This is a genomic window from Sporosarcina gallistercoris, from assembly GCF_050459885.1.
Lineage (GTDB): Bacteria > Bacillota > Bacilli > Bacillales_A > Planococcaceae > Sporosarcina > Sporosarcina gallistercoris_A.
In genome coordinates this window covers 26,215-45,021 of sequence record NZ_JBCMNO010000022.1, presented here as the reverse complement: position 1 = coordinate 45,021, position 18,807 = coordinate 26,215, and the positions used below count along the sequence as shown (strand labels likewise).

At 43.3% G+C, this 18,807-nt stretch carries 24 protein-coding genes; 16 read left to right on the top strand and 8 right to left on the bottom strand.

The annotated features are described in order from the left end of the window. Positions 1-6: 6 nt before the first annotated feature. The 10 genes from hisG (at position 7) to rlmN (ending at position 7,822) form a co-directional block, all read left to right on the top strand. A complete protein-coding gene (hisG, locus tag ABE021_RS12995; protein WP_430289201.1) occupies positions 7-660 on the top strand; it encodes an ATP phosphoribosyltransferase in 654 nt (217 codons plus the stop codon). Continuing rightward, positions 638-1,915, top strand: coding sequence for a histidinol dehydrogenase (gene hisD / locus ABE021_RS12990; RefSeq protein ID WP_430289200.1), 1,278 nt, complete (start codon positions 638-640; stop codon positions 1,913-1,915). The genes hisG and hisD overlap by 23 nt, the downstream gene beginning before the upstream one ends. After that, on the top strand, positions 1,912-2,493 hold the full coding sequence (hisB, locus tag ABE021_RS12985; protein ID WP_430289198.1) for an imidazoleglycerol-phosphate dehydratase HisB: 582 nt from the start codon (positions 1,912-1,914) through the stop codon (positions 2,491-2,493). The genes hisD and hisB overlap by 4 nt, the downstream gene beginning before the upstream one ends. A 25-nt stretch (positions 2,494-2,518) precedes the next feature. After that, positions 2,519-3,229, top strand: coding sequence for a 1-(5-phosphoribosyl)-5-[(5-phosphoribosylamino)methylideneamino]imidazole-4-carboxamide isomerase (hisA, locus tag ABE021_RS12980; protein WP_430289196.1), 711 nt, complete (start codon positions 2,519-2,521; stop codon positions 3,227-3,229). Further along, on the top strand, positions 3,230-3,982 hold the full coding sequence (hisF, locus tag ABE021_RS12975; RefSeq protein ID WP_430289195.1) for an imidazole glycerol phosphate synthase subunit HisF: 753 nt from the start codon (positions 3,230-3,232) through the stop codon (positions 3,980-3,982). Next, positions 3,972-4,601: a bifunctional phosphoribosyl-AMP cyclohydrolase/phosphoribosyl-ATP diphosphatase HisIE gene (hisIE, locus tag ABE021_RS12970; RefSeq protein ID WP_430289193.1), complete on the top strand. Its 630-nt coding sequence runs from the start codon at positions 3,972-3,974 to the stop codon at positions 4,599-4,601. Before hisF ends, hisIE begins: the two co-directional genes overlap by 11 nt. Then, positions 4,598-5,683 (top strand): histidinol-phosphate transaminase, encoded by a 1,086-nt coding sequence (gene hisC / locus ABE021_RS12965; protein ID WP_430289192.1) that lies wholly within the window; start codon positions 4,598-4,600, stop codon positions 5,681-5,683. The genes hisIE and hisC overlap by 4 nt, the downstream gene beginning before the upstream one ends. A gap of 71 nt (positions 5,684-5,754) precedes the next feature. Beyond that, positions 5,755-6,096 (top strand): zinc ribbon domain-containing protein YjdM, encoded by a 342-nt coding sequence (locus ABE021_RS12960; RefSeq protein ID WP_430289191.1) that lies wholly within the window; start codon positions 5,755-5,757, stop codon positions 6,094-6,096. 3 nt (positions 6,097-6,099) lie between these two features. After that, a complete protein-coding gene (locus tag ABE021_RS12955) occupies positions 6,100-6,288 on the top strand; it encodes a hypothetical protein (RefSeq protein WP_430289190.1) in 189 nt (62 codons plus the stop codon). Positions 6,289-6,757: 469 nt separating this feature from the next. Next, positions 6,758-7,822, top strand: a complete 1,065-nt coding sequence (gene rlmN, locus ABE021_RS12950) for a 23S rRNA (adenine(2503)-C(2))-methyltransferase RlmN (RefSeq protein ID WP_430289189.1) — start codon at positions 6,758-6,760, stop codon at positions 7,820-7,822. Positions 7,823-7,891: 69 nt separating this feature from the next. Here the strand turns inward: rlmN and ABE021_RS12945 are convergent, their stop codons facing one another. From ABE021_RS12945 to ABE021_RS12920, 6 genes are all read right to left on the bottom strand, one after another. After that, positions 7,892-8,260: a hypothetical protein gene (locus tag ABE021_RS12945; protein ID WP_430289188.1), complete on the bottom strand. Its 369-nt coding sequence runs from the start codon at positions 8,258-8,260 to the stop codon at positions 7,892-7,894. A 107-nt stretch (positions 8,261-8,367) separates the two neighbouring features. Next, positions 8,368-8,688, bottom strand: coding sequence for a general stress protein (locus tag ABE021_RS12940; RefSeq protein ID WP_430289187.1), 321 nt, complete (start codon positions 8,686-8,688; stop codon positions 8,368-8,370). Between the two features lie 134 nt (positions 8,689-8,822). Beyond that, positions 8,823-9,122: a hypothetical protein gene (locus ABE021_RS12935; RefSeq protein ID WP_430289186.1), complete on the bottom strand. Its 300-nt coding sequence runs from the start codon at positions 9,120-9,122 to the stop codon at positions 8,823-8,825. Positions 9,123-9,142: 20 nt separating this feature from the next. Next, positions 9,143-9,712 carry an SCO family protein gene (locus ABE021_RS12930; protein WP_430289185.1) on the bottom strand — a complete coding sequence of 190 codons (570 nt, stop codon included), beginning with the start codon at positions 9,710-9,712 and terminating at the stop codon, positions 9,143-9,145. Next, positions 9,709-11,124, bottom strand: a complete 1,416-nt coding sequence (locus tag ABE021_RS12925; protein WP_430289184.1) for a sensor histidine kinase — start codon at positions 11,122-11,124, stop codon at positions 9,709-9,711. Before ABE021_RS12925 ends, ABE021_RS12930 begins: the two co-directional genes overlap by 4 nt. Positions 11,125-11,128: 4 nt before the next feature. Further along, positions 11,129-11,800: a response regulator transcription factor gene (locus ABE021_RS12920; protein ID WP_430289183.1), complete on the bottom strand. Its 672-nt coding sequence runs from the start codon at positions 11,798-11,800 to the stop codon at positions 11,129-11,131. Positions 11,801-11,973: 173 nt separating this feature from the next. On the opposite strand from ABE021_RS12920, the gene ABE021_RS12915 reads away from it, so the two are divergent. The 3 genes from ABE021_RS12915 (at position 11,974) to ABE021_RS12905 (ending at position 13,604) form a co-directional block, all read left to right on the top strand. Beyond that, positions 11,974-12,750, top strand: a complete 777-nt coding sequence (locus ABE021_RS12915; protein WP_430289182.1) for a FixH family protein — start codon at positions 11,974-11,976, stop codon at positions 12,748-12,750. Positions 12,751-12,823: 73 nt separating this feature from the next. Continuing rightward, entirely contained in the window at positions 12,824-13,153 is a 330-nt protein-coding gene (locus ABE021_RS12910) for an ASCH domain-containing protein (protein WP_430289180.1), read from the top strand. Between the two features lie 10 nt (positions 13,154-13,163). Beyond that, complete coding sequence (locus tag ABE021_RS12905; protein ID WP_430289179.1) at positions 13,164-13,604, top strand: hypothetical protein; 441 nt, start codon at positions 13,164-13,166, stop codon at positions 13,602-13,604. 94 nt (positions 13,605-13,698) lie between these two features. Here ABE021_RS12905 and pepF read toward each other — a convergent pair whose 3' ends face one another. Both pepF and ABE021_RS12895 read right to left on the bottom strand, forming a co-directional pair. After that, positions 13,699-15,525 (bottom strand): oligoendopeptidase F, encoded by a 1,827-nt coding sequence (pepF, locus tag ABE021_RS12900; protein WP_430289178.1) that lies wholly within the window; start codon positions 15,523-15,525, stop codon positions 13,699-13,701. An 89-nt stretch (positions 15,526-15,614) separates the two neighbouring features. Next, on the bottom strand, positions 15,615-16,064 hold the full coding sequence (locus ABE021_RS12895) for a hypothetical protein (RefSeq protein WP_430289176.1): 450 nt from the start codon (positions 16,062-16,064) through the stop codon (positions 15,615-15,617). Positions 16,065-16,220: 156 nt separating this feature from the next. Between ABE021_RS12895 and ABE021_RS12890 the strand changes: the two genes are divergently transcribed. From ABE021_RS12890 to ABE021_RS12880, 3 genes are all read left to right on the top strand, one after another. Continuing rightward, a complete protein-coding gene (locus ABE021_RS12890; RefSeq protein ID WP_430289175.1) occupies positions 16,221-16,703 on the top strand; it encodes a PaaI family thioesterase in 483 nt (160 codons plus the stop codon). 61 nt (positions 16,704-16,764) lie between these two features. Further along, positions 16,765-17,082 carry a DUF4870 domain-containing protein gene (locus ABE021_RS12885; protein ID WP_430289174.1) on the top strand — a complete coding sequence of 106 codons (318 nt, stop codon included), beginning with the start codon at positions 16,765-16,767 and terminating at the stop codon, positions 17,080-17,082. Positions 17,083-17,446: 364 nt separating this feature from the next. Beyond that, positions 17,447-18,679, top strand: a complete 1,233-nt coding sequence (locus ABE021_RS12880) for a dicarboxylate/amino acid:cation symporter (RefSeq protein WP_430289173.1) — start codon at positions 17,447-17,449, stop codon at positions 18,677-18,679. The last annotated feature ends 128 nt before the right edge of the window (positions 18,680-18,807 follow it).

Sequence of the window (18,807 nt, the reverse complement as noted above, 5' to 3'; positions counted from 1 at the left end):
AGGAAGATGGAACCGATGAAAATTGCTGTCGCGAAAGGAAGAATTGCAGAAACAGCGAGAGAACTTTTGTCTGAAGGCGGTATCGCTTTTCCAGACACCTTGTATGATGAGCGGAAGCTAGTCATTAATAGTATAGATGGAAACTATCAACTGTTATTTGTAAAGGCTTCTGATGTCCCGACTTACATAGAGAAAGGGGCAGCCGATATCGGTATCGTCGGGAAGGATACGATCATGGAAGATGGGAAAGACGTCTACGAGCTGCAGGATTTAGGATTCGGGAGTTGTCATTTAGTCGTTGCTGGATTCCCTGGTAGTTTCCCTGAAGACACGAAATCGTTGACGGTTGCGACCAAATATCCCAGTATTGCCAAAACTTATTTCGATAAAGAAGGAATTCGTACTGAAATCAGTCGCTTGAATGGTTCGATTGAACTTGCACCGATTGCAGGGCTATCCGACGTCATAGTGGATATTGTCGAAACGGGTTCGACCCTTCGGGATAACGGATTGGTGATCTTAAGGGAAATCGCGAAAGTGAGTACGCGCGTCATTGTGAATAAAGCGAGCTATGCTACAAAAAATATTGAAGTTAAGCAATGTATTGAACTGTTGAAGAAAGGAGTGGATGACCGCCGTGGAGATTATCACAACACGTGAGCAATTGAAACAGCGAATGGCTCGAAAGTCTTCTGTTTCTTCTGTTGAGCCGGCGGTCAGATCGATTCTAGACGAGGTCAAACAGTTCAAAGATGCAGCACTTCTAGACTTAACCGAACGTTTTGATGGCGTTCAGTTACAAACACTCCGGGTATCTGAACAAGAAATCGAAGATGCTTATCAGAAGGTGTCCTCCCCCTTACTTCAGGCACTTCGAGACGCAAGAGGACGTATTCAGCTTTTTCACGAACAGCAGAAAGAAGAGAGTTGGCGGATTGAGCCTGAAGAGGGCGTCTATTTGGGACAACAAGTACGCCCTCTCTCATCTGCAGGGATTTATATTCCGGGAGGAAAAGCTTCTTACCCATCCACAGTATTGATGAACGCACTCCCTGCGAAAATAGCAGGAGTGAAGCGTCTCGTCCTCACAACACCGCCACTACCCGACGGAACTGTCAATGCTGCTGTTCTTGTTGCGGCGGATCTATGCGGGGTAGACGAGATTTATAAAGTCGGTGGAGCACAAGCGATTGCCGCTCTTGCGTATGGAACAGAAACGATTCTCCCGGTACACAAAATCACAGGTCCCGGGAATGCTTATGTGGCATGTGCAAAAAAGCTTGTGTTTGGTCACGTTTCAATTGATATGATTGCGGGGCCAAGTGAAGTATGTATTTGGGCGGACGAACAATCGAATCCGGCATTCGTTGCTGCCGACCTGCTCGCTCAATCAGAGCATGATGAAGACGCCGTGGCTTGTTGTCTTGTACCTTCCGTCGAGTATGCTGAAGCACTTTCTAAGGAGGTTTACAGACAATTGGAACTCATGGAACGAAAAGGAATTGTCGAACAGTCTATCCAAGCAAATGGCTGGATTGCAGTCGTGGAAACGGAAGATGCAGCAATTGAGATCATTAATGAACTCGCGCCCGAACATTTAGAAATCTTGACAGCCGATCCAGAAAGCAGACTGGACGACATCCACCATGCGGGCGCAATTTTTCTCGGACCCTTTTCACCGGAAGCACTCGGTGATTATATGGCTGGACCGAACCATACATTGCCGACAAGTGGGACTGCAAAGTTTTCATCGCCATTAGGTGTGTATGATTTCGTCAAAAAGACGAGCATTATCCGCTATAGCGAGGAAGCACTTGGACACGTTTCAGCACACATAATCGAACTAGCGAAAACTGAAAGATTGCAAGGCCATGCACAAGCCATTCGAGTCAGGGCAGGGGAGGAATCCAGATGAGGACGTCGACAATTGAACGGAAAACTGCTGAAACGGATATTTCCATGCAGTTCGTGTTAGATGGTTCAGGAAAAAGTGACATCAATACAGGAGTTGGTTTCTTCGATCATATGCTTATTCTTACGACTATGCATGGAGGTCTCGATTTACAAGTGACATGTAAAGGGGATCTGGAAACGGACCAGCACCATAGTGTGGAAGATGTCGGAATCGCTCTAGGCACTGCTTTTAAAGAGGCGATTGGAACAAAAGAAAGCATTGAACGCTATGCATCCGTGACAGTTCCGATGGATGAAGCGTTAGCTGCAGTATCGATGGATATTAGCGGAAGATCCTATCTCGTTTATAACGTTTCGGGATTGAAGGACAAAATCGGTGTATTCGATACCGAACTAGCTGAGGAATTCTTTCTCGCATTTACCCGCCATGCGGGTGTGACACTCCATATCAATTTGCAGTATGGGAAAAACAGTCACCATATATTGGAATCCGTCTTCAAAGGATTTGGTCGTGCGATCCGTGTGGCTGCCGCTAAGAATGAACGGTCAGGAATTCCCTCAACTAAAGGGATGTTGTAATGATGGAGGAAAGGGGAGGTATTGAATGATTCTGTTTCCGGCAATCGATATTCAAAATGGAAAGTGTGTACGTTTAGTCCAAGGAGATTTCAAACAAGAAACGGTCTATCATGACTCACCGCTTGTAATCGGAAAAAAGTGGCTCGCCCAAGGGGCGGAATGGCTGCATGTAGTCGACCTGGATGGTGCAAAAACAGGACAATCCGTGAATCGTCAAGCGATTATTGAACTTGCAGACACTTTGCACCTGCCAATCCAAGTGGGTGGAGGCATTCGTACTATCGAAGCGATCGAGGATTATTTATCCTATGGAGTCGAACGGATCATTCTCGGGACATCGGCTATAAAGGATCCCGACTTGTTGAAGCAAGCGGTTACCCGTTATGGTAAACGGATTGCTGTTTCCGTAGATGCTAAAAATGGAAAACCGACGACAGCTGGCTGGACAGAAGATTCCACAACAGATGTATCCACGTTAGTACGAGAGCTGGAACAGGCAGGGGTCCAAACCATCATCTATACAGACATAGCGAAAGATGGGATGCTCGCAGGACCTAATTTTGAAGAGCTTCAAAACTTACGGATAGAAACAAAGATGGATATTATTGCTTCAGGCGGTGTCACGACTGTAAGGGATATTGAGAAACTTCAACAGGAATCCTTGTATGGAGCGATTGTCGGAAAAGCAATCTATGAAAACGGAACACGATTCCAAGAGATGATGGAGGTTTTATAAATGACTGGAAGAAAAATTATTGCCTGTCTGGATATCGATCATCGACGTGTTGTGAAAGGGAAGAAGTTCCAAGACGTAAAAGAATTAGGGGATCCTCTGGAGCTTGCGAAAAAGTACGAAGCAGAAGGCGCAGATGAATTAGTATTTTACGATATCTCTGCTTCAGTTCAACAACGCGGCATGTTTCTGGATTTGATCCGCCAGATTGGTGAAAGCATTAAAATTCCCTTTATTGTTGGTGGTGGGATCCAAACACTTTCGGACGTGGAACTTGCAATCGAAGCAGGAGCGGATAAAGTCTCCATAAATAGCGGAGCACTAAAAAATCCTGATTTACTCCGTGAAGCATCAGAGCGCTATGGATCCAGCAGAATCATGTTGTCCATGGACGTCAGTCAATCTGAATCCGGTCAATGGATGGTATTTGCTAAAGCAGGTAATGAAGATACGGGAATGGATGCGATAGAATGGGCGAAAGAGGCTGAGCAGTTAGGGGCAGGGGAGATCGTTGTAAATTGTATCGACGAGGACGGAATGAGAAATGGATATAATCTGGAGCTCACAAGCTTGGTGGCGAATTCAGTTTCGATTCCGATTGTTGCAAGCGGAGGCGCAGGGAATGCGCAGCATATCCGAGATGTATTTGAAGAAACAAATGCTCAATCAGCACTCGTAGCTTCAGTTCTGCATTTCGGGATTGTGTCATTAGATGACCTTCAACAAGTAGTTAAAGAGGGTTCTTATGGGGACTGATTCAATACGCTTTAACAGCGAGGGTTTAGTTCCTGCTATTATTCAAGACGCTCGGACCGGTGCAGTCCTCATGCTCGCTTATATGAATGAGGAATCGTTGCAAAAGACAATTGAGATAGGGGAAACGTGGTTCTTTAGCCGATCACGGAAAGAACTCTGGAACAAAGGAGCAACATCAGGAAACAAACAGATTGTGAAGCAATTGGACGTTGATTGCGACCGGGATACCATTCTGGTTCAAGTCGAAACAGCCGGCCCCGCTTGTCATCTAGGAACAGAAACCTGTTTTACTCATGACGATCAACAAGACATCCGAAAGCAACGTACTGTTGTCCAACAAGTTGCACAGCAAATTCAAAATAGGAAAGACAATCCTCAAGAAGGTTCTTACACTACGTACCTCTTCCATGAAGGAATCGATAAAATCTTGAAAAAAGTAGGAGAGGAGACGACAGAAGTAGTAATCGGAGCTAAGAACAATGATTTGGATGAAACTGCAAACGAGCTAGCCGATTTGACTTACCACATTCTCGTGTTGATGGAAGAGCTGGGGCTTTCAATTGACGACGTAAAAGCTGTATTGAAATCACGCAGACTGCAAGAGGAGGGAAGTCAGTGAATGCACTATGGAGTGACATGGTCAAACGGACGGAGCCATATACTCCAGGAGAACAAGTGAATGGAGAAGAGTGGATTAAACTGAACACAAATGAAAATCCTTATCCACCTAGTCCTCGTGTGTTTGAAGCGTTGCAGCAGGAACTGACATCGAATCTGCGTAAATATCCCGAGTCAAATCCAGAAGAACTCCGAAACGCTCTCGCTGAATTGCACCAAGTCTCTGCGGATCAAGTGTTCATCGGAAACGGATCAGATGAAGTACTGGCATTTTCGTTCATGGCATTCTTTTCACCAGAAAAGCCGATTTTGTTTCCGGCAATCACCTACTCGTTTTACCCAACGTACGCAGCGTTGTTTGATATTTCTCATGCTGCCATTCCGCTACAGGAAGACTTCAACCTGGATGAAAAAGCATTTTGCAATTCAGAGGGTGGCGTCATTTTTCCGAATCCAAATGCACCGACAGGGATCTCATTGTCAATTGACGGGGTTGCAAACATTGTAAGCGGAAATCGGGGGCGGACAGTTATCATAGATGAGGCCTATATCGATTTTGGCGGTGTAACCGCTATCCCTTTACTCGAGCGGTTTGACAATTTGCTGATCATCCGCACGATGTCGAAATCCCGTTCGTTGGCTGGCCTCCGAATCGGATATGCAATTGGCTCAAAAAACATGATTGAGGCTCTGAATCGGATTAAGAACTCATTCAACTCTTATACGATCGATCGGTTAGCATTAGCTGCTGGCGTTGCCTCTGTTAACGATAAGGATTATTTCAATGACATGATACAATCAATTATTCAGACCCGTGAACAAGCGAAAAAGGTATTCGAGTCCGTGGGGTTCACAGTGTTACCTTCTGTTGCGAATTTCTTATTTGTCCATCATCCGGAAATTCCTGCAAAACAACTCCACAAAAGCTTGAAAGACAAACAAATCCTCGTCAGGCATTTTTCCAAGCCAGAGACCGAAGAGTGGCTGCGTGTCACAATCGGCTCAGATGATGAAATGAAACAGTTCTTTGAAAAGTTATTTGAATTAGTGGGAGTGTGGACAGACAAAAGTTCGGCATATTGACGTCTGAAATTGTTCTCGCCTGGCTCAATAGTTTGGTATAGTGGAGTCAGATAGAGAATGGGGGAAATATGATGACAGAACAACTACCGAATTGTCCTCAATGCGGGTCGCCGTATACGTATGAAGACGGATTGCAATTCATATGCCCAGAGTGTGCATATGAGTGGACTGCAGGTGAAGAGCTCGTCCAAACCGAGCAATTGGAAGTCAAAGATGCAAATGGCAATCCATTGCAAAATGGAGATACCGTCACAGTCATTAAAGACTTGAAAGTGAAAGGCAGCTCCTCTGTGCTAAAAATCGGCACAAAAGTAAAAGGGATTCGTCTCGTCGACGGCGATCATAACATTGATTGCAAAATCACAGGATTCGGTGCCATGAAGTTGAAATCCGAATTCGTCAAGAAGGGTTAAAAGATGATGAAACTATTCAATTCTAAAACTGTCGATATCGTTTTTGCAGTACTTCTCGGATACTTCGCATGGAACCGTTATGCAGATGGACATACGGGAGTCGCCATTCTACTTATCGTAATCGCATTGCTGAATATCGTAGCGTTCATTGCTAAACTGAATATCGAGAAAAAAGTGAACCGGAATAAGTGACGGACAGCGACTCTTTACAGAGCGCTGTTTTTCTTTTGCAGAAGGATGGAGATTACTGCATCGTTTAGAGAACGATTTAGAAGAAAGAAGTAATTATAGTGTAAAAGGAAAGTGATTATAATGGAGATAAAACTCCTATTCGGTTTATCGGATTGAGTTATCGGAGTATGACTTGCTTCGCCTACTCAGCCATTACTCACCGCCGTTAACGGAACGACAGTATATGTGTTGGATGAATGCCTACATCATTCTTGGAATATGGACAAACAAAAAATGAGTGCTCTGTGCTGAACACTTACTCTGTTCATGCTGACTTTGGACAATTTAAGTGAAAGCAACAGTTTTCAGTGAAAAAGTAGAAAACTGTTTATTTTCAACGAGGCCCATTATCTTGCAAAGCTGTTGTGTCTTATTGAACAATCCTGTACAATGGACGGATGAAATGCATTATCTGAAATGAGGATGTCTAATGAAAAAATCAATATATGGTCTAACATTTGACCAACTTACAGATTGGCTTATAGAAAATGGTCAGAAGAAATATCGAGCCGCACAAGTATGGGATTGGCTCTACAAAAAGCGGGTCCTCCAATTCTCTGATATGAAAAACATTAACGGAGACTGTGTGGAATTGTTGGAGGCGAATTTTGTCATCCAAACATTGGAACTCTCCGTAAAACAAGAGTCAGAAGACGGCACCATCAAGTTCCTTTTCAAAATGCAGGATGGTAACTTGATCGAAACGGTCTTGATGAAGTTTCCATATGGGCATTCAGTCTGTGTGACGACTCAAGTAGGCTGTAACATCGGATGCAGTTTCTGTGCAAGCGGATTATTGAAAAAGAGCCGTGATTTGAACTCCGGAGAAATCGTCGAGCAGATTATGAATGTGCAACATCACCTGGACTTGAAAGGCAATGACGATCGGGTGAGTCATATCGTCGTAATGGGTATCGGTGAACCGTTCGATAATTATGAAAATCTGATGAATTTCCTGCGGGTTGTCAATGATCAAAAAGGATTGACGATTGGTGCTCGCCACATTACTGTATCCACAAGCGGATTGACGCCAAAAATCCGTGACTTCGCAAACGAAAACATCCAAGTCAACTTGGCTGTATCATTGCACGCTCCGAATAACGAATTGCGTACTCGCATTATGAAAATCAATCGGGCGTACCCGATCGAGAAATTGATGGATGCCATTGACTATTACTTGGAAACGACGAACCGACGAATTACTTTTGAGTATATCTTGTTGAATGACGTGAATGATCATGTCGCTGAAGCAGAACAACTCGCGAAATTGCTTTACAACAAACGTCACTTGTCCTATGTTAACCTGATTCCTTATAATCCGGTCGATGAGCATGACCAGTATACAAGAAGTGAGCCTGAGAACATTAAGAAATTCTATGAGACGCTTAGAAAAAGAAACATTGTTTGCGGTGTGCGTATGGAACAAGGTACGGATATCGACGCGGCTTGTGGACAATTGCGAAGTAAGCAAATTAAGAAAGAAAAAGCATTGTAAATTACTTGAGCTGCAACAAAAAGCAGAATGCCGAGTGTTTGAACTCCGCATTCTGCTTTTTTCTGTCTACTATTTGTTTTTCCCGATAAGGATTACAATGAATTGGACGATCAATCCTATTCCAAGACTGAATGAGGAGAAGATGTAGACGGAAAGAACACCAATGGACTGACCAAGTTCTCCTTCAATCGTAAGGATACTGCGGAAAAACTCCTCAAAACTGATAATCATCCCAGCCATAAAGAACCAAAATGCGATGCGTAATTTATAAAATAACAACAATAACGCAATGAGTCCCACTGTTAGCCCGAACACGGTGAAAGCAAGATAGTTTTTCCATCCTAACTCCACTCCGCTAATTGTCCGAACACCGAAAATCAAAAGTACCAACGTCGATAATCCGGCAAACAAACCAATTTTCCCTAAGTGACGGTCCATATACTGCACCTGCTTTCCATCCACCATCATACAGAAAATTAAAGGTTTCTGCACAAGAAAAAGCACAACTTCGTGTTTAAACGAAGTTGTGCTTTTTGTCTATAGGTTTATTTGTTCGCAATAACGACGAGTTTACCTTTATCAAGTTCGCTCTCAGCTGCAGCTGCCTCATCTTCAGTGAGACCAGCACCGTGCATCTTGCTGCGAAGTTCGTCTCCACGAGAGCTGAACATGTTCTTCATGGAGTCTAGGAACCCTTGCTCTTTCATCCCGGCTTTTTCAGTATCCAACGCGTCAGTGATATGATCTTGGCGTTTTTTGTCATGTGCAAAAACATAGATTTCGTCATGTGTGTAACCTTTCGTTGCTAGCTCGTCTACTTTTGCTTTTGCTTGAACTGCGTTTTCCACATAAAATTTTTCTACCATTTGTGAATCCCTCCAATTAGTGAGTGCTACTTTGTTGCTCTAGTGTTTGTATACCATCATTCCAGCCAGGTTAAACAATTATTTTAAAATTGGTGATGGCAACAGTCACGACGGAACGAGGAGGGAGCGATGGATTACAGATATAGGTCGCCTCTTAGACGTTTAAATGATTTTAAGAAAAAGTCTGGGTCGACATTGACATGGAAAGATCGGACGCCTTGGTTTGTATGAAGATAGAACAAGCACGTTCCATCTGAAAACGGCCGATAGGAACAGTCGTGAATTGCATGGATCGGATATGAGTTTTGTTGCGAGACAATTTTACTTTCATGCAAGGCAAGCGTGCAAACGGCTGTAGTTACCGTCTGTTCAATCCAACCTACAGACTTATGCTGAACCGTATAGGACAATGTCGCAATTGCTTCTGAGTCCAAAGAACCCCTCCTGATTCGTCTTATTTTGTATAGTCTTTCACTGTTTTTAGTAAATCATGTACATAATCTTCATCTACATAATTAAATTCACTGATCAGTTTACCATCTTTAGCAACTAAATAAAAATTTGTTCCGTGAATCACTTGGTCGGATGTGTCAGGTTTTTGAATGATCGTTTGAAAATTGTCCCTTGCAAAATTAGTGATTTCTTGAGCGGAATAGCCCGTTAGAAAATGCCAATTCCTTTCGTCTTCCGTGAATTGAGCAGCATAAGCTTTTAACGTTTCCGGTGTATCCACTACGGGGTCAGCAGTGAAGGAAACGAATTGGACATCCAAGTCATGTTCTTTGAACTCCTGCTGCAATGTCGCCATTTCGGAAGTCATCGGGGGACAAACGGTTTCGCAATTTGTAAATATGAAATCCGCTATCCAAACGGTATCCTCTAACTGGTTCAATCCGAATGGTTCCCCGTCCTGATCTTTAAAAGTGAATGAAGAAATTTCTCTTATCGGTGTTGCCGGTGAAGAGCAGGAAAACAGTAAAACGATGACTGCTATTAATATAGGGACGAGTCGAGTAGCGTTCATGTTGTCTCCTCCTCTTCAGTGAACAGTGGTAAGTCAATGGTGACCGTGGTTCCAGTAACAGGATTGCTGTCCATATTGAATGTTCCGTGATGCAGTCGGACGATTTCCTTTACAATGGACAACCCCAGGCCAGTTCCTCCTGTAGTCCGTGTTCTGGCTTTGTCAGTGCGGAAGAACCGTTCTCCCATCCGGCTTAAGTCTTCCTTGGAAATGGTCAGTCCTTCGTTTTGGATTTCATAGCGAATGCTGGAACCGTACTCGAATAGTCTGATTCGAACTGTTCCGCTGTCAGAAACGTACTTGACAGCATTATCGATCGTATTGTAAAAAACTTGCTGAATCCGATCAGGATCACCAAGGATGATCAACTCTTCTTCTACTTCGAGTTTCAATTGAATGGATCGAGACGATAAGTGGATCCGGAACAATTCAACAGTGTCGAGCAGCACTTGGGCAACGACAATCGGCTGAGTCTCAACAGTGAAAATACCTTCTTGAAGGTGGTTTAAATCAGTCAAGTCATTGATCAATTTACTGAGTCGAGCGGTTTCTTTTTCAATGGTATTTAAGTAGTTTTTCGACTCCGGATCAGAATTCCGGGACTCGGTAATCTGTCTTAATGCATGTGTATACCCGCTAATGTAGGTAAGCGGTGTCCGCATTTCGTGAGCAAGGTTACTTGTAAATTCCCTTTTTCGTTCTTCCTGTGTTTCCAATGACGAGCTCATCGTATTGAAGGCACGAGCCAACTGACCAATCTCATCGGAGCGTTCGGTATCCACCCTTCCAGAATAGTCTCCATGAGAAATGTTGGCAGCCAGTCCTTCTAATTTCCGTAAAGGGCTGAATAGGGAGCTCCATACCCGATTGATAAGCAAGAAAAGGATTAGGAAGAACCCGGAACCGGCAGCGACCAGTAAAGGGATGCTTTCTTTGAACACATCCTGGATTGCAGCTAGAGGTACGTAGATATAAATAAAACCGATCAACGAATCTTTTCCTCGAATCGGAAAAATAGCCCCTAGAATTTCACGATTGAATTCTTCCACGTATCCTTTTTTTACTACATATGAACCTTTTTCAAGAATTTTTCGATCTGAACTATCGACTAAGCTTTCATAGTTCACTTGGTAAGGAAAGTAAGAAGAGAGATCGTCCAGCTGATCTACGACAACAATCTCATATTCGGATACTACGTTATACCATTGGATCTTTTCGATAATATCATCGCTCAGCTCTCCGAAGTGGTAATGGGCAGCTGTTCGTTTTCCCTGATAGACGATCGATTCTTCAATGCTTTCCAAATACAATTTTGAATAAAGGAAGTGAATGAAGAAAAAGGAAAACAAAATAGTGAATGCTAAACTTAAAAAAAATAAGGATAAGATTTTTTTACTCAATGTCAGCTTCATCGGATTAGGCCTCAAACTTATAGCCGACACCCCAGACAGTTTCTACTTTTTTCCCTTCGTCCCCCAATTTCAACCGTAACGTCTTTATATGTGTATCGACAGTTCGAACGCTGCTATCATGATCGTCCCCCCAGACAATTTGAAGAAGCTCGTCCCTTGAGTAAACGCGTCCCGCATTTTTTGCGAGAACGTAGAGAATGCCAAATTCTTTTAATGTAAGTGACAGCGCTTTGCCATTCAATGTCGCACGGTGCGCTTCTCTATCGATTTCAAGCGGGCCGAATGTTAATGCACTGTGCAGCTCTTTCCGCTGATAGGATCTGCGTAGGACGGAAGCAACTCTGGCAAGTAATTCTCCGGGTAGAAAGGGTTTTACAATATAATCATCACCATGCTTAAGACCTTTGATTTTATCCCATTCGTCTCCTTTGGCTGATAAGAAGATAATTGGAAGATCGATTGTTCTTTTCACTTCTTGGGCGAAAAGGAAGCCATCCATATAAGGCATCATGACATCTGCTAAACAAAGATCCACACGGATTTCATGCAGCAGAGAAAGTGCATGGACCCCGTCTGTAGCTTCAACCACCCGATACCCGTCACCTTCTAAAAATGTGCGGATCAGTTTTCTCATTTCTGCTTCATCATCGATTACCATAATCATATACGACATCATCTGGTTTCCTCATTTCATCAATCATTAATCAGTTCAGTTTCTCAAAAATCAGTGAACATTCCATGAAGTTTTCGGACTTCATCGTTACTTCGAATTTACTTAGTACAATGATGCTTATAGGTAATGATACTTTATAGCGGTCAAACCGTTAAGCAAAAAGGAGCGGAATTCAATTGAAAAAAAAGCACATGGCACTTAGTACCGCACTCATCGCACTTTTAGCGTCAGGATGCGGACAAAATAATACAGATACTAATGCAAATGAGAAAGAAGAAGTGGTGATGGTTCCCATCACGGTGGATTTAACCGTTCCTGAAACAGGAAAAGCGGGGGAAGCGGTCCATTTAGCAGCTGCAGTCACTCAAGGTGATGAAAAAGTAACGGACGCTAATGAGGTTGAATATGAGATTTGGGAAGATGGCAAGAAAGAGGACAGCTGGAAGGTCAAATCGGACCAGAAAACGGATGGCGTATACGAAGCGGAAGCCGAATTTGAGCACGATGGCATCTACCATGTTCAAGTCCATGTTACAGCGCGAGATATGCATACAATGCCGATGAAAGAAATCACAGTTGGTGCAGGAGCTCCTGATAGTAAGTCGAATGCTCAAGCTGAAGGTGAAGAAAGTCACGAACACCATGAAGCTGCAGTAGGCTTCTCGATGCACTTCATGGAACCGGAAAATGTGAAAGTGAACGAACCAGCAAGGATGATGGTCCATTTGCAACAAGATGAAAATCCTCTAGAAAAGGCACGAGTGCGACTTGAAATCGTGGTGAATGACAAAAAAGATAAGGCTCAGTGGATATCGTTAACGGAGAAGAAACCTGGTGAATACGATGGCGAATTGAAATTTGAAACCGCGGGAGCCGCAAGTGTTACTGTTCATGTTGAGAATGAGGAAGGCTTGCATGAGCACGAAACACACGAAATCACTGTTTCAGAATAAAAGACTGTCACATTCGAAATTTCATCTGAAACTCTATATAATGAAGTAAATAGATGAAATGAGGGGTTTTATTATGAATTATCCAGAAAAAACATGTTCCGTTGAACGACTCGTTACAGTACCTGCAGATGTAGAAAAAGTACTGGAAGGTAAAAAAACTGCTACACGAAGAAATGGTGTCTATGCATATCCTGGTGAGATTATGGAGTTAGAAGGTAAGGAATTCAAAGTGGATTCACTGTACCAGCAATCACTCGGTGAGGTAACGGAAGTGCATGCCCAGCAAGAAGGATTTGAAAGTTTAGATGCATACAAACAGTCGATTCTCGATATGCATGCAGGGATGAAATGGATTCCAACGATGAAAGTATGGGTGCATGAGTTTTCTCCCGTAACGAATTGATGGAAGTCAAATGGACTTCTTCTATACAGTTATCGTCTACATTCACATATTATCAGCAGTAGCTTCAGTAGGGCCGCTATTTCTGCTATTCCCGATCATTTCACGTGTCCGGACAGCAGTTTTGAATGAGGAAGCGATTCTTCTCTCATTATTTAAATGGACAATACGCTTTGTGATGCACTCGGGACATGTTCTTGTAGTTTCCGGAGTGATCCTGATCTTGATTGGCCCTTGGCCATGGTATACTCCGTGGGTCATTGTCACACTGGGAATCATGATGCTATCGATTGTATTTCTCGCTAGCGGCTTTTCCGTGGTCTTGGACCGGTTCCCAAAAGAACCCGAGAATCGGGAAGAACTGTTAAAGAAGTTAACGAATACGTCTTGGCGCTACATAGGCTTACTTCTGATTATGCTCTATCTTATGGTTGCCAAACCGTCATTTTGGTGAAACCTTCTAACTTAGTGTGTATAGCACTTTTAACATACGAAAAGCAGCGACTCGTTGAGCCGCTGCTTTTCGTATGTTTCAATTGAGTGTTAAGTTATTTAGCAGGCTGTGCTTCCGCATTGATTTCTTCTGTCAGCTTCACGAGCTGATCAATGAGATCACCGATGTAAGCAATCGTATTGCGCAGCGGTTCGTCAGTTGTGATATCGACACCTGCCATTTTAGAAAGTTCTGCTGGTGTTTTCGTGCCTCCTGCTTGTAACACTTTCAACCAATCGTCCACAGCTGGCTGCCCTTCATTCAACACACGTTTTGCAACTTCAGTGGAAATGGTGAGTCCTGCACTGTACGTGTATGGATACAGACCCATATAGTAGTGGGGCTGACGCATCCACGTAAGCTCAGCTCCTTCATTGATCTCTACAGTATCTCCCCAGAATTCTTCCAACACTCCGCGTTTCAGCTCGTTTAAAATGGTTGCATTGACACTGCCGCCCGCATCGATTTTTTCGTAAACTTTACGCTGATAAGCGGCTTCCAATAAGTGAGTCACGAAATTGTGATAATACGTACGTGAAATGATGGATGAAATGACCCAGCGTTTGAACTTCAGATCCTCTGAATTCGAAAGCAGGTGGTTCGCAACGAGCATTTCATTCATCGTCGATGGAGCTTCGATGAAATACGTTGATGGGCGTGAGTTGAACACGTTCTGGTGTTGATGGGCATTATAGAAATGTCCAGCGTGTCCAAGTTCATGTGCAAGGACGAATACGTCTTCCATGCTGCCTGTCCAGGAAATCAGGATATACGGATGAGTGCCATAAGGACTTGAACAGAATGCGCCGGTCGACTTGCCTTTGTTTTGTGCGAAGTCTGTCCATTGTTCATCATACGAGCGTTTCACCATGTCCAAATAGTCAGGACCCATGATTGCAAGGGCATCGTGAATGTACTTCTTGGATTCTTCAATAGTGATTGTCGGTTCGTACGAAGCATCTAATGGAACTTTCAAATCAGCAAACGTCATTTTGTCGAGACCATGCACATCTTGAAGAAGTTTTGCATACTTGCGCATATGAGGTGCCAACTCACTCGTGATCAAATCGATTTGACGGTGATACATTGACTGATCGACTTCCTGATTGAACAGCAAGTAGTCAGTTACGCTCTCGTAACCACGTAAATCAGATGTGGTTTTTTCGAGTTGCAGGTGAGAGTCGTACGTTTTAGCCGTCGTATGCTGATAGTCACGCAACTTAGCTGAAAACGCATCGAACGCAGCGCGGCGTTTGTTCGTATCGGGCTCTGACTCCCAATCTCCTTCAAATGATACATAACTGAGAGGATATGCTTTGCCGTCGACAACGAAATCAGGGAAGTCCATATCGACCATTTTTGTAGTGTTGTATAATCCGTAAGGTGCATCAAAACCAGAAGAATAGGCAGCGAGTGCTTTTTCTACTTCCGGATGCAGACGATACTTTTTCTCACGAATGAGTTCTTTCAAATAATGGCTGTATTCTTCAGATTGCTCCATCGCTTGCTGTAATACTTCTTCAGACAGCTCGAGCAATTCACTCGTTACAAAAGAGAGCTGACTTCCGACTTTGGCTGAAATGGAACCAAAGTGGCTGTCGCGCATTTGTGCATCGTCATCCGTCTGGTCAACACTCACTGCTAAGCTTGAATACGTGCCAATCGGAATGATCTGCTTATAGATTGCTTCGAATTCTTTTAATACGGCCACTACATCTTCTGCGGATTGGATAGTTCCTTGGAATCTCTTTGCAAATGCTGTAACGTCGGATTGCAATTTTTCTAAAGCCTCGGAATAGGCAGCTTCCGAATGGAATAGATCTTTCAGATTCCACGTTTCTTCTTGAGGTACTTCGGATCTTGGCGGTAATTGTTTAACCAATGAACTCTCTCCCTTATTTCGAATTCTGAACTATTTTCAGTATAAAACAAATAGATTGAAATGTACAAACATTTATAGCCTACTATTAATTAGGAAGGGGAATGGCTCGACAGGATGAATTTTATCATCCAGTCCGTATCAAAAGGACCGTCCAGTAAGGTATATTGCTCGCCATTTTCCGTGACGATCATACTGTCTTCCACCATGATGGTCACAAAATTTTCATCATGATCCTCCAAACGGATCGTGAATTGGTTGAAATTCAGTTCTTCCAACGCTTCTTGTGAATTCTTTTTTTGCAGCTCATAGCCACTTAAAAATTCCAGCAGACTTGTAATCTGTTCTTTGTCTGAAGAAACCCATGCAGGCGGAGTCAATCCCGTTGGAGATGGTTTAGTGAAAATCAGTTGAGCTACATGCTCTTCGTTCATTTGCATCACTTCAGAGAACTTCTTCGCGGAGAACTCATCTATCGACTGGATCATGGCATATGCCCCTCCTGCAAGTAGCAGAACTAGTAGAAATGCGCGTAACTTCATGGAAACTGCCTCCTTGTATCGTTCGTTAGTGTAGTATACGCATGCTCATGATCAGGTGGTATTCCATTCCGTCGCTAGTATATGCATGAGTTACTTAAGTAATTCGCAGAATTGTTGTGATATACTGATAGGCAAATAGGTGAAGGAGGAATACGTATGGTTCAAAAAGTTGAGTATGCGATCCAGGATCGGTATCCGGATGACTTTTCATGGTGTTATGGATGTGGGCGATTAAACAAAGAAGGGCACCAGTTCAGAACCGGTTGGATAGGGGATCGAGCGGTTACATATTATAAACCGGAACCTGATCATAAAGCGATTCCTGGATTCGTTTATGGCGGGATTATTGCATCTTTGGTAGATTGTCATGGTACAGGCGCCGCTTCGTTAGCACTTCATCGAAAGAATGGATTCGAACCTGACGGAGAGGAACTCCCACCGAGATTTGTAACCGCATCCTTGTCCGTGAATTATGTAAAACCGACTCCACAAGGGACGACTTTGAAAGCAATCGGTACTATAGAGGAAATGCATCCTAAGAAATTCAAGGTAGCTGTTGAAGTTTTTGCGGATGATGACTTATGCGCCACTGGAGAAGTTGTCGCGGTTGTCATGCCCGCTGCTTTCGGTACAAAGTAAATGAATCTTTTCCAGAGCTCACTCGTAAAATAACTAAGATCGAGTGAAAGGGTGAAAACCTATGGAAACGAAAGGATTAAAAATTCTCATACATGCAAGCGCATTTTTCGCACCATGTTTAGTGCCAGTTGCAATCTATATTATGACTTTTTTTGTAGAGTTGGATGATCAAATAAGGCGACTATCAATCCAAGCATTGCTATTCCAATTAGTCATGGGAGCATTGATCGTTGTATCGACTATCCTGTCGGTTATCCTTATTGGGATACCATTTCTAATCGGATTTGTCCTGGTGACAATTATCGTTCCGATTATAGCGATTGTGAAAACACTTCAAGATGAGCCTTATGACTATCCAATCGTGGGACGGTGGTTCTGATCAGATTGCGGTTTCTCTCATGTAATTAGTGAACAGCCAAAATCATTCGGATTTCCCGGTATGTCAGCCTTCAGGATTTTTTGCATAAAGAAGGATCCCTAGCAAAAAAAACGAACAATCAATCTATATTCTTTTTGAACTGAGATCTCATCCTATTCTTGCGTAAGAACCAGGCGGCTAATTTTAAAAATAGTAGTTGTATTTCTATTCTAAAAAAGTTATTATGGATAGAAATACACATGCGAAAACCTTTCCTAGTGTAATGGTACTCTAGGAAAGGTATTTTTATAGTATTTAGTGAAAGCGTTTGCATGTATACATATACAGTGGAATACGATGTAAGACCATTAGGGATAGGGAGGGAATGAAGATGAAACTTCGGTTTAACCTCGTCACACAAATTTTCACAGCATTTGTTCTGGCGATTATTCTAGGAAGTGTTTTCGGTAGTAAAATCGATTTCCTACAGCCACTCGGGGATTTGTTCCTTCGACTCATTAAGTTTGTCATTGCGCCTCTTATTCTTTCAACGCTCGTAGTAGGTGTTGCGAGTATGTCAGATCCGAAGCAGCTAGGTCGGATCGGTATCAAAACCATTGTGTACTACTTAGCCACCACAGCCATTGCAATCATAATCGGTTTGTCCGTCGCTTTTTTGATCAATCCAGGCACTGGAGTCAATATTTCTACAGAAGAGAGCAGTATACCGGAAGCTGCTGTCGCAGAACCGCAAAGCGCAATAGATACGTTTTTAAATATTGTACCTACTAATCCATTTGAGGCACTTGCTACGGGAAATATTCTCCAAATCATTTTCTTTGCATTGTTCATCGGGATTGCGATTACTATGATTGGTGAAAAAGCCGCTCCCGTGCTGTCCTTCTTTGAAGGATTTGCTGAGATCATGTACAAAATCACGGGAATCATAATGCGTGTTGCTCCGTTCGGTATACTGGGGTTAATGGCCCCGGTCGTAGGGGAATATGGCTTATCCGTTCTATTACCTTTACTGAAAGTAGTGTTAGCTGTGTACATTGCGTGTATTGTGCATGCACTTGTTGTCTACTCCATTGCTGTAAAGACAATGGGTAAACTGAGCCCGATCACATTCTTTAAAGGGATCTTCCCAGCTGCGCTTGTCGCATTCAGTACAGCCAGCAGTGCAGGGACACTCCCAGTAACGATCAAGAATACAACGGAGAATCTAGGTGTTCCGAAACGCATAGCGAGTTTCGTTTTGCCACTTGGAGCTACGATCAATATGGACGGTACTGCAATCTATCAAGGGGTTGCCGTGGTGTTCATCGCACAATTCTTTGACTTGCAGCTGACTTTCATGCAGTTGCTGACTGTGGTCTTAACAACAGTTCTTGCCTCTATAGGCACTGCGGGGGTACCAGGAGCCGGGATGATCATGCTCGCTATGGTCCTGAACTCCGTGAATATGCCGCTTGAAGGGATTGCTCTGATTGCCGGTATTGACCGGGTGCTCGATATGATGCGGACATCTGTCAATATTGTCGGAGATGCCTCAGCTGCTGTCATTGTTGCGGGATCCGAAAGGGAAATGAAACTGATTGAACCGACTGTTCCATAAAGAGACACCTATAGCACAAAAAGCGGTATCCACTTCATAGGGATGCCGCTTTTTCAATTCCCTCAAAGGAGTAGGAAAGTCTTGCAGTTTCCTACCATATAGTTGTAACAGAACGCAATAAGGGGGTG

Excerpts from the sequence above, each read along its gene's own strand:
- hisG (WP_430289201.1), top strand. The coding sequence starts at position 7 with ATGGAACCGATGAAAATTGCTGTCGCGAAAGGAAGAATTGCAGAAACA.
- hisB (WP_430289198.1), top strand. The coding sequence starts at position 1,912 with ATGAGGACGTCGACAATTGAACGGAAAACTGCTGAAACGGATATTTCC.
- hisA (WP_430289196.1), top strand. The coding sequence starts at position 2,519 with ATGATTCTGTTTCCGGCAATCGATATTCAAAATGGAAAGTGTGTACGT.
- hisF (WP_430289195.1), top strand. The coding sequence starts at position 3,230 with ATGACTGGAAGAAAAATTATTGCCTGTCTGGATATCGATCATCGACGT.
- hisIE (WP_430289193.1), top strand. The coding sequence starts at position 3,972 with ATGGGGACTGATTCAATACGCTTTAACAGCGAGGGTTTAGTTCCTGCT.
- ABE021_RS12960 (WP_430289191.1), top strand. The coding sequence starts at position 5,755 with ATGACAGAACAACTACCGAATTGTCCTCAATGCGGGTCGCCGTATACG.
- ABE021_RS12955 (WP_430289190.1), top strand. The coding sequence starts at position 6,100 with ATGATGAAACTATTCAATTCTAAAACTGTCGATATCGTTTTTGCAGTA.
- rlmN (WP_430289189.1), top strand. The coding sequence starts at position 6,758 with ATGAAAAAATCAATATATGGTCTAACATTTGACCAACTTACAGATTGG.
- ABE021_RS12945 (WP_430289188.1), bottom strand. The coding sequence starts at position 8,260 with ATGGACCGTCACTTAGGGAAAATTGGTTTGTTTGCCGGATTATCGACG.
- ABE021_RS12940 (WP_430289187.1), bottom strand. The coding sequence starts at position 8,688 with ATGGTAGAAAAATTTTATGTGGAAAACGCAGTTCAAGCAAAAGCAAAA.
- ABE021_RS12930 (WP_430289185.1), bottom strand. The coding sequence starts at position 9,712 with ATGAACGCTACTCGACTCGTCCCTATATTAATAGCAGTCATCGTTTTA.
- ABE021_RS12925 (WP_430289184.1), bottom strand. The coding sequence starts at position 11,124 with ATGAAGCTGACATTGAGTAAAAAAATCTTATCCTTATTTTTTTTAAGT.
- ABE021_RS12920 (WP_430289183.1), bottom strand. The coding sequence starts at position 11,800 with ATGATGTCGTATATGATTATGGTAATCGATGATGAAGCAGAAATGAGA.
- ABE021_RS12910 (WP_430289180.1), top strand. The coding sequence starts at position 12,824 with ATGAATTATCCAGAAAAAACATGTTCCGTTGAACGACTCGTTACAGTA.
- ABE021_RS12905 (WP_430289179.1), top strand. The coding sequence starts at position 13,164 with ATGGACTTCTTCTATACAGTTATCGTCTACATTCACATATTATCAGCA.
- ABE021_RS12895 (WP_430289176.1), bottom strand. The coding sequence starts at position 16,064 with ATGAAGTTACGCGCATTTCTACTAGTTCTGCTACTTGCAGGAGGGGCA.
- ABE021_RS12890 (WP_430289175.1), top strand. The coding sequence starts at position 16,221 with ATGGTTCAAAAAGTTGAGTATGCGATCCAGGATCGGTATCCGGATGAC.
- ABE021_RS12885 (WP_430289174.1), top strand. The coding sequence starts at position 16,765 with ATGGAAACGAAAGGATTAAAAATTCTCATACATGCAAGCGCATTTTTC.
- ABE021_RS12880 (WP_430289173.1), top strand. The coding sequence starts at position 17,447 with ATGAAGATGAAACTTCGGTTTAACCTCGTCACACAAATTTTCACAGCA.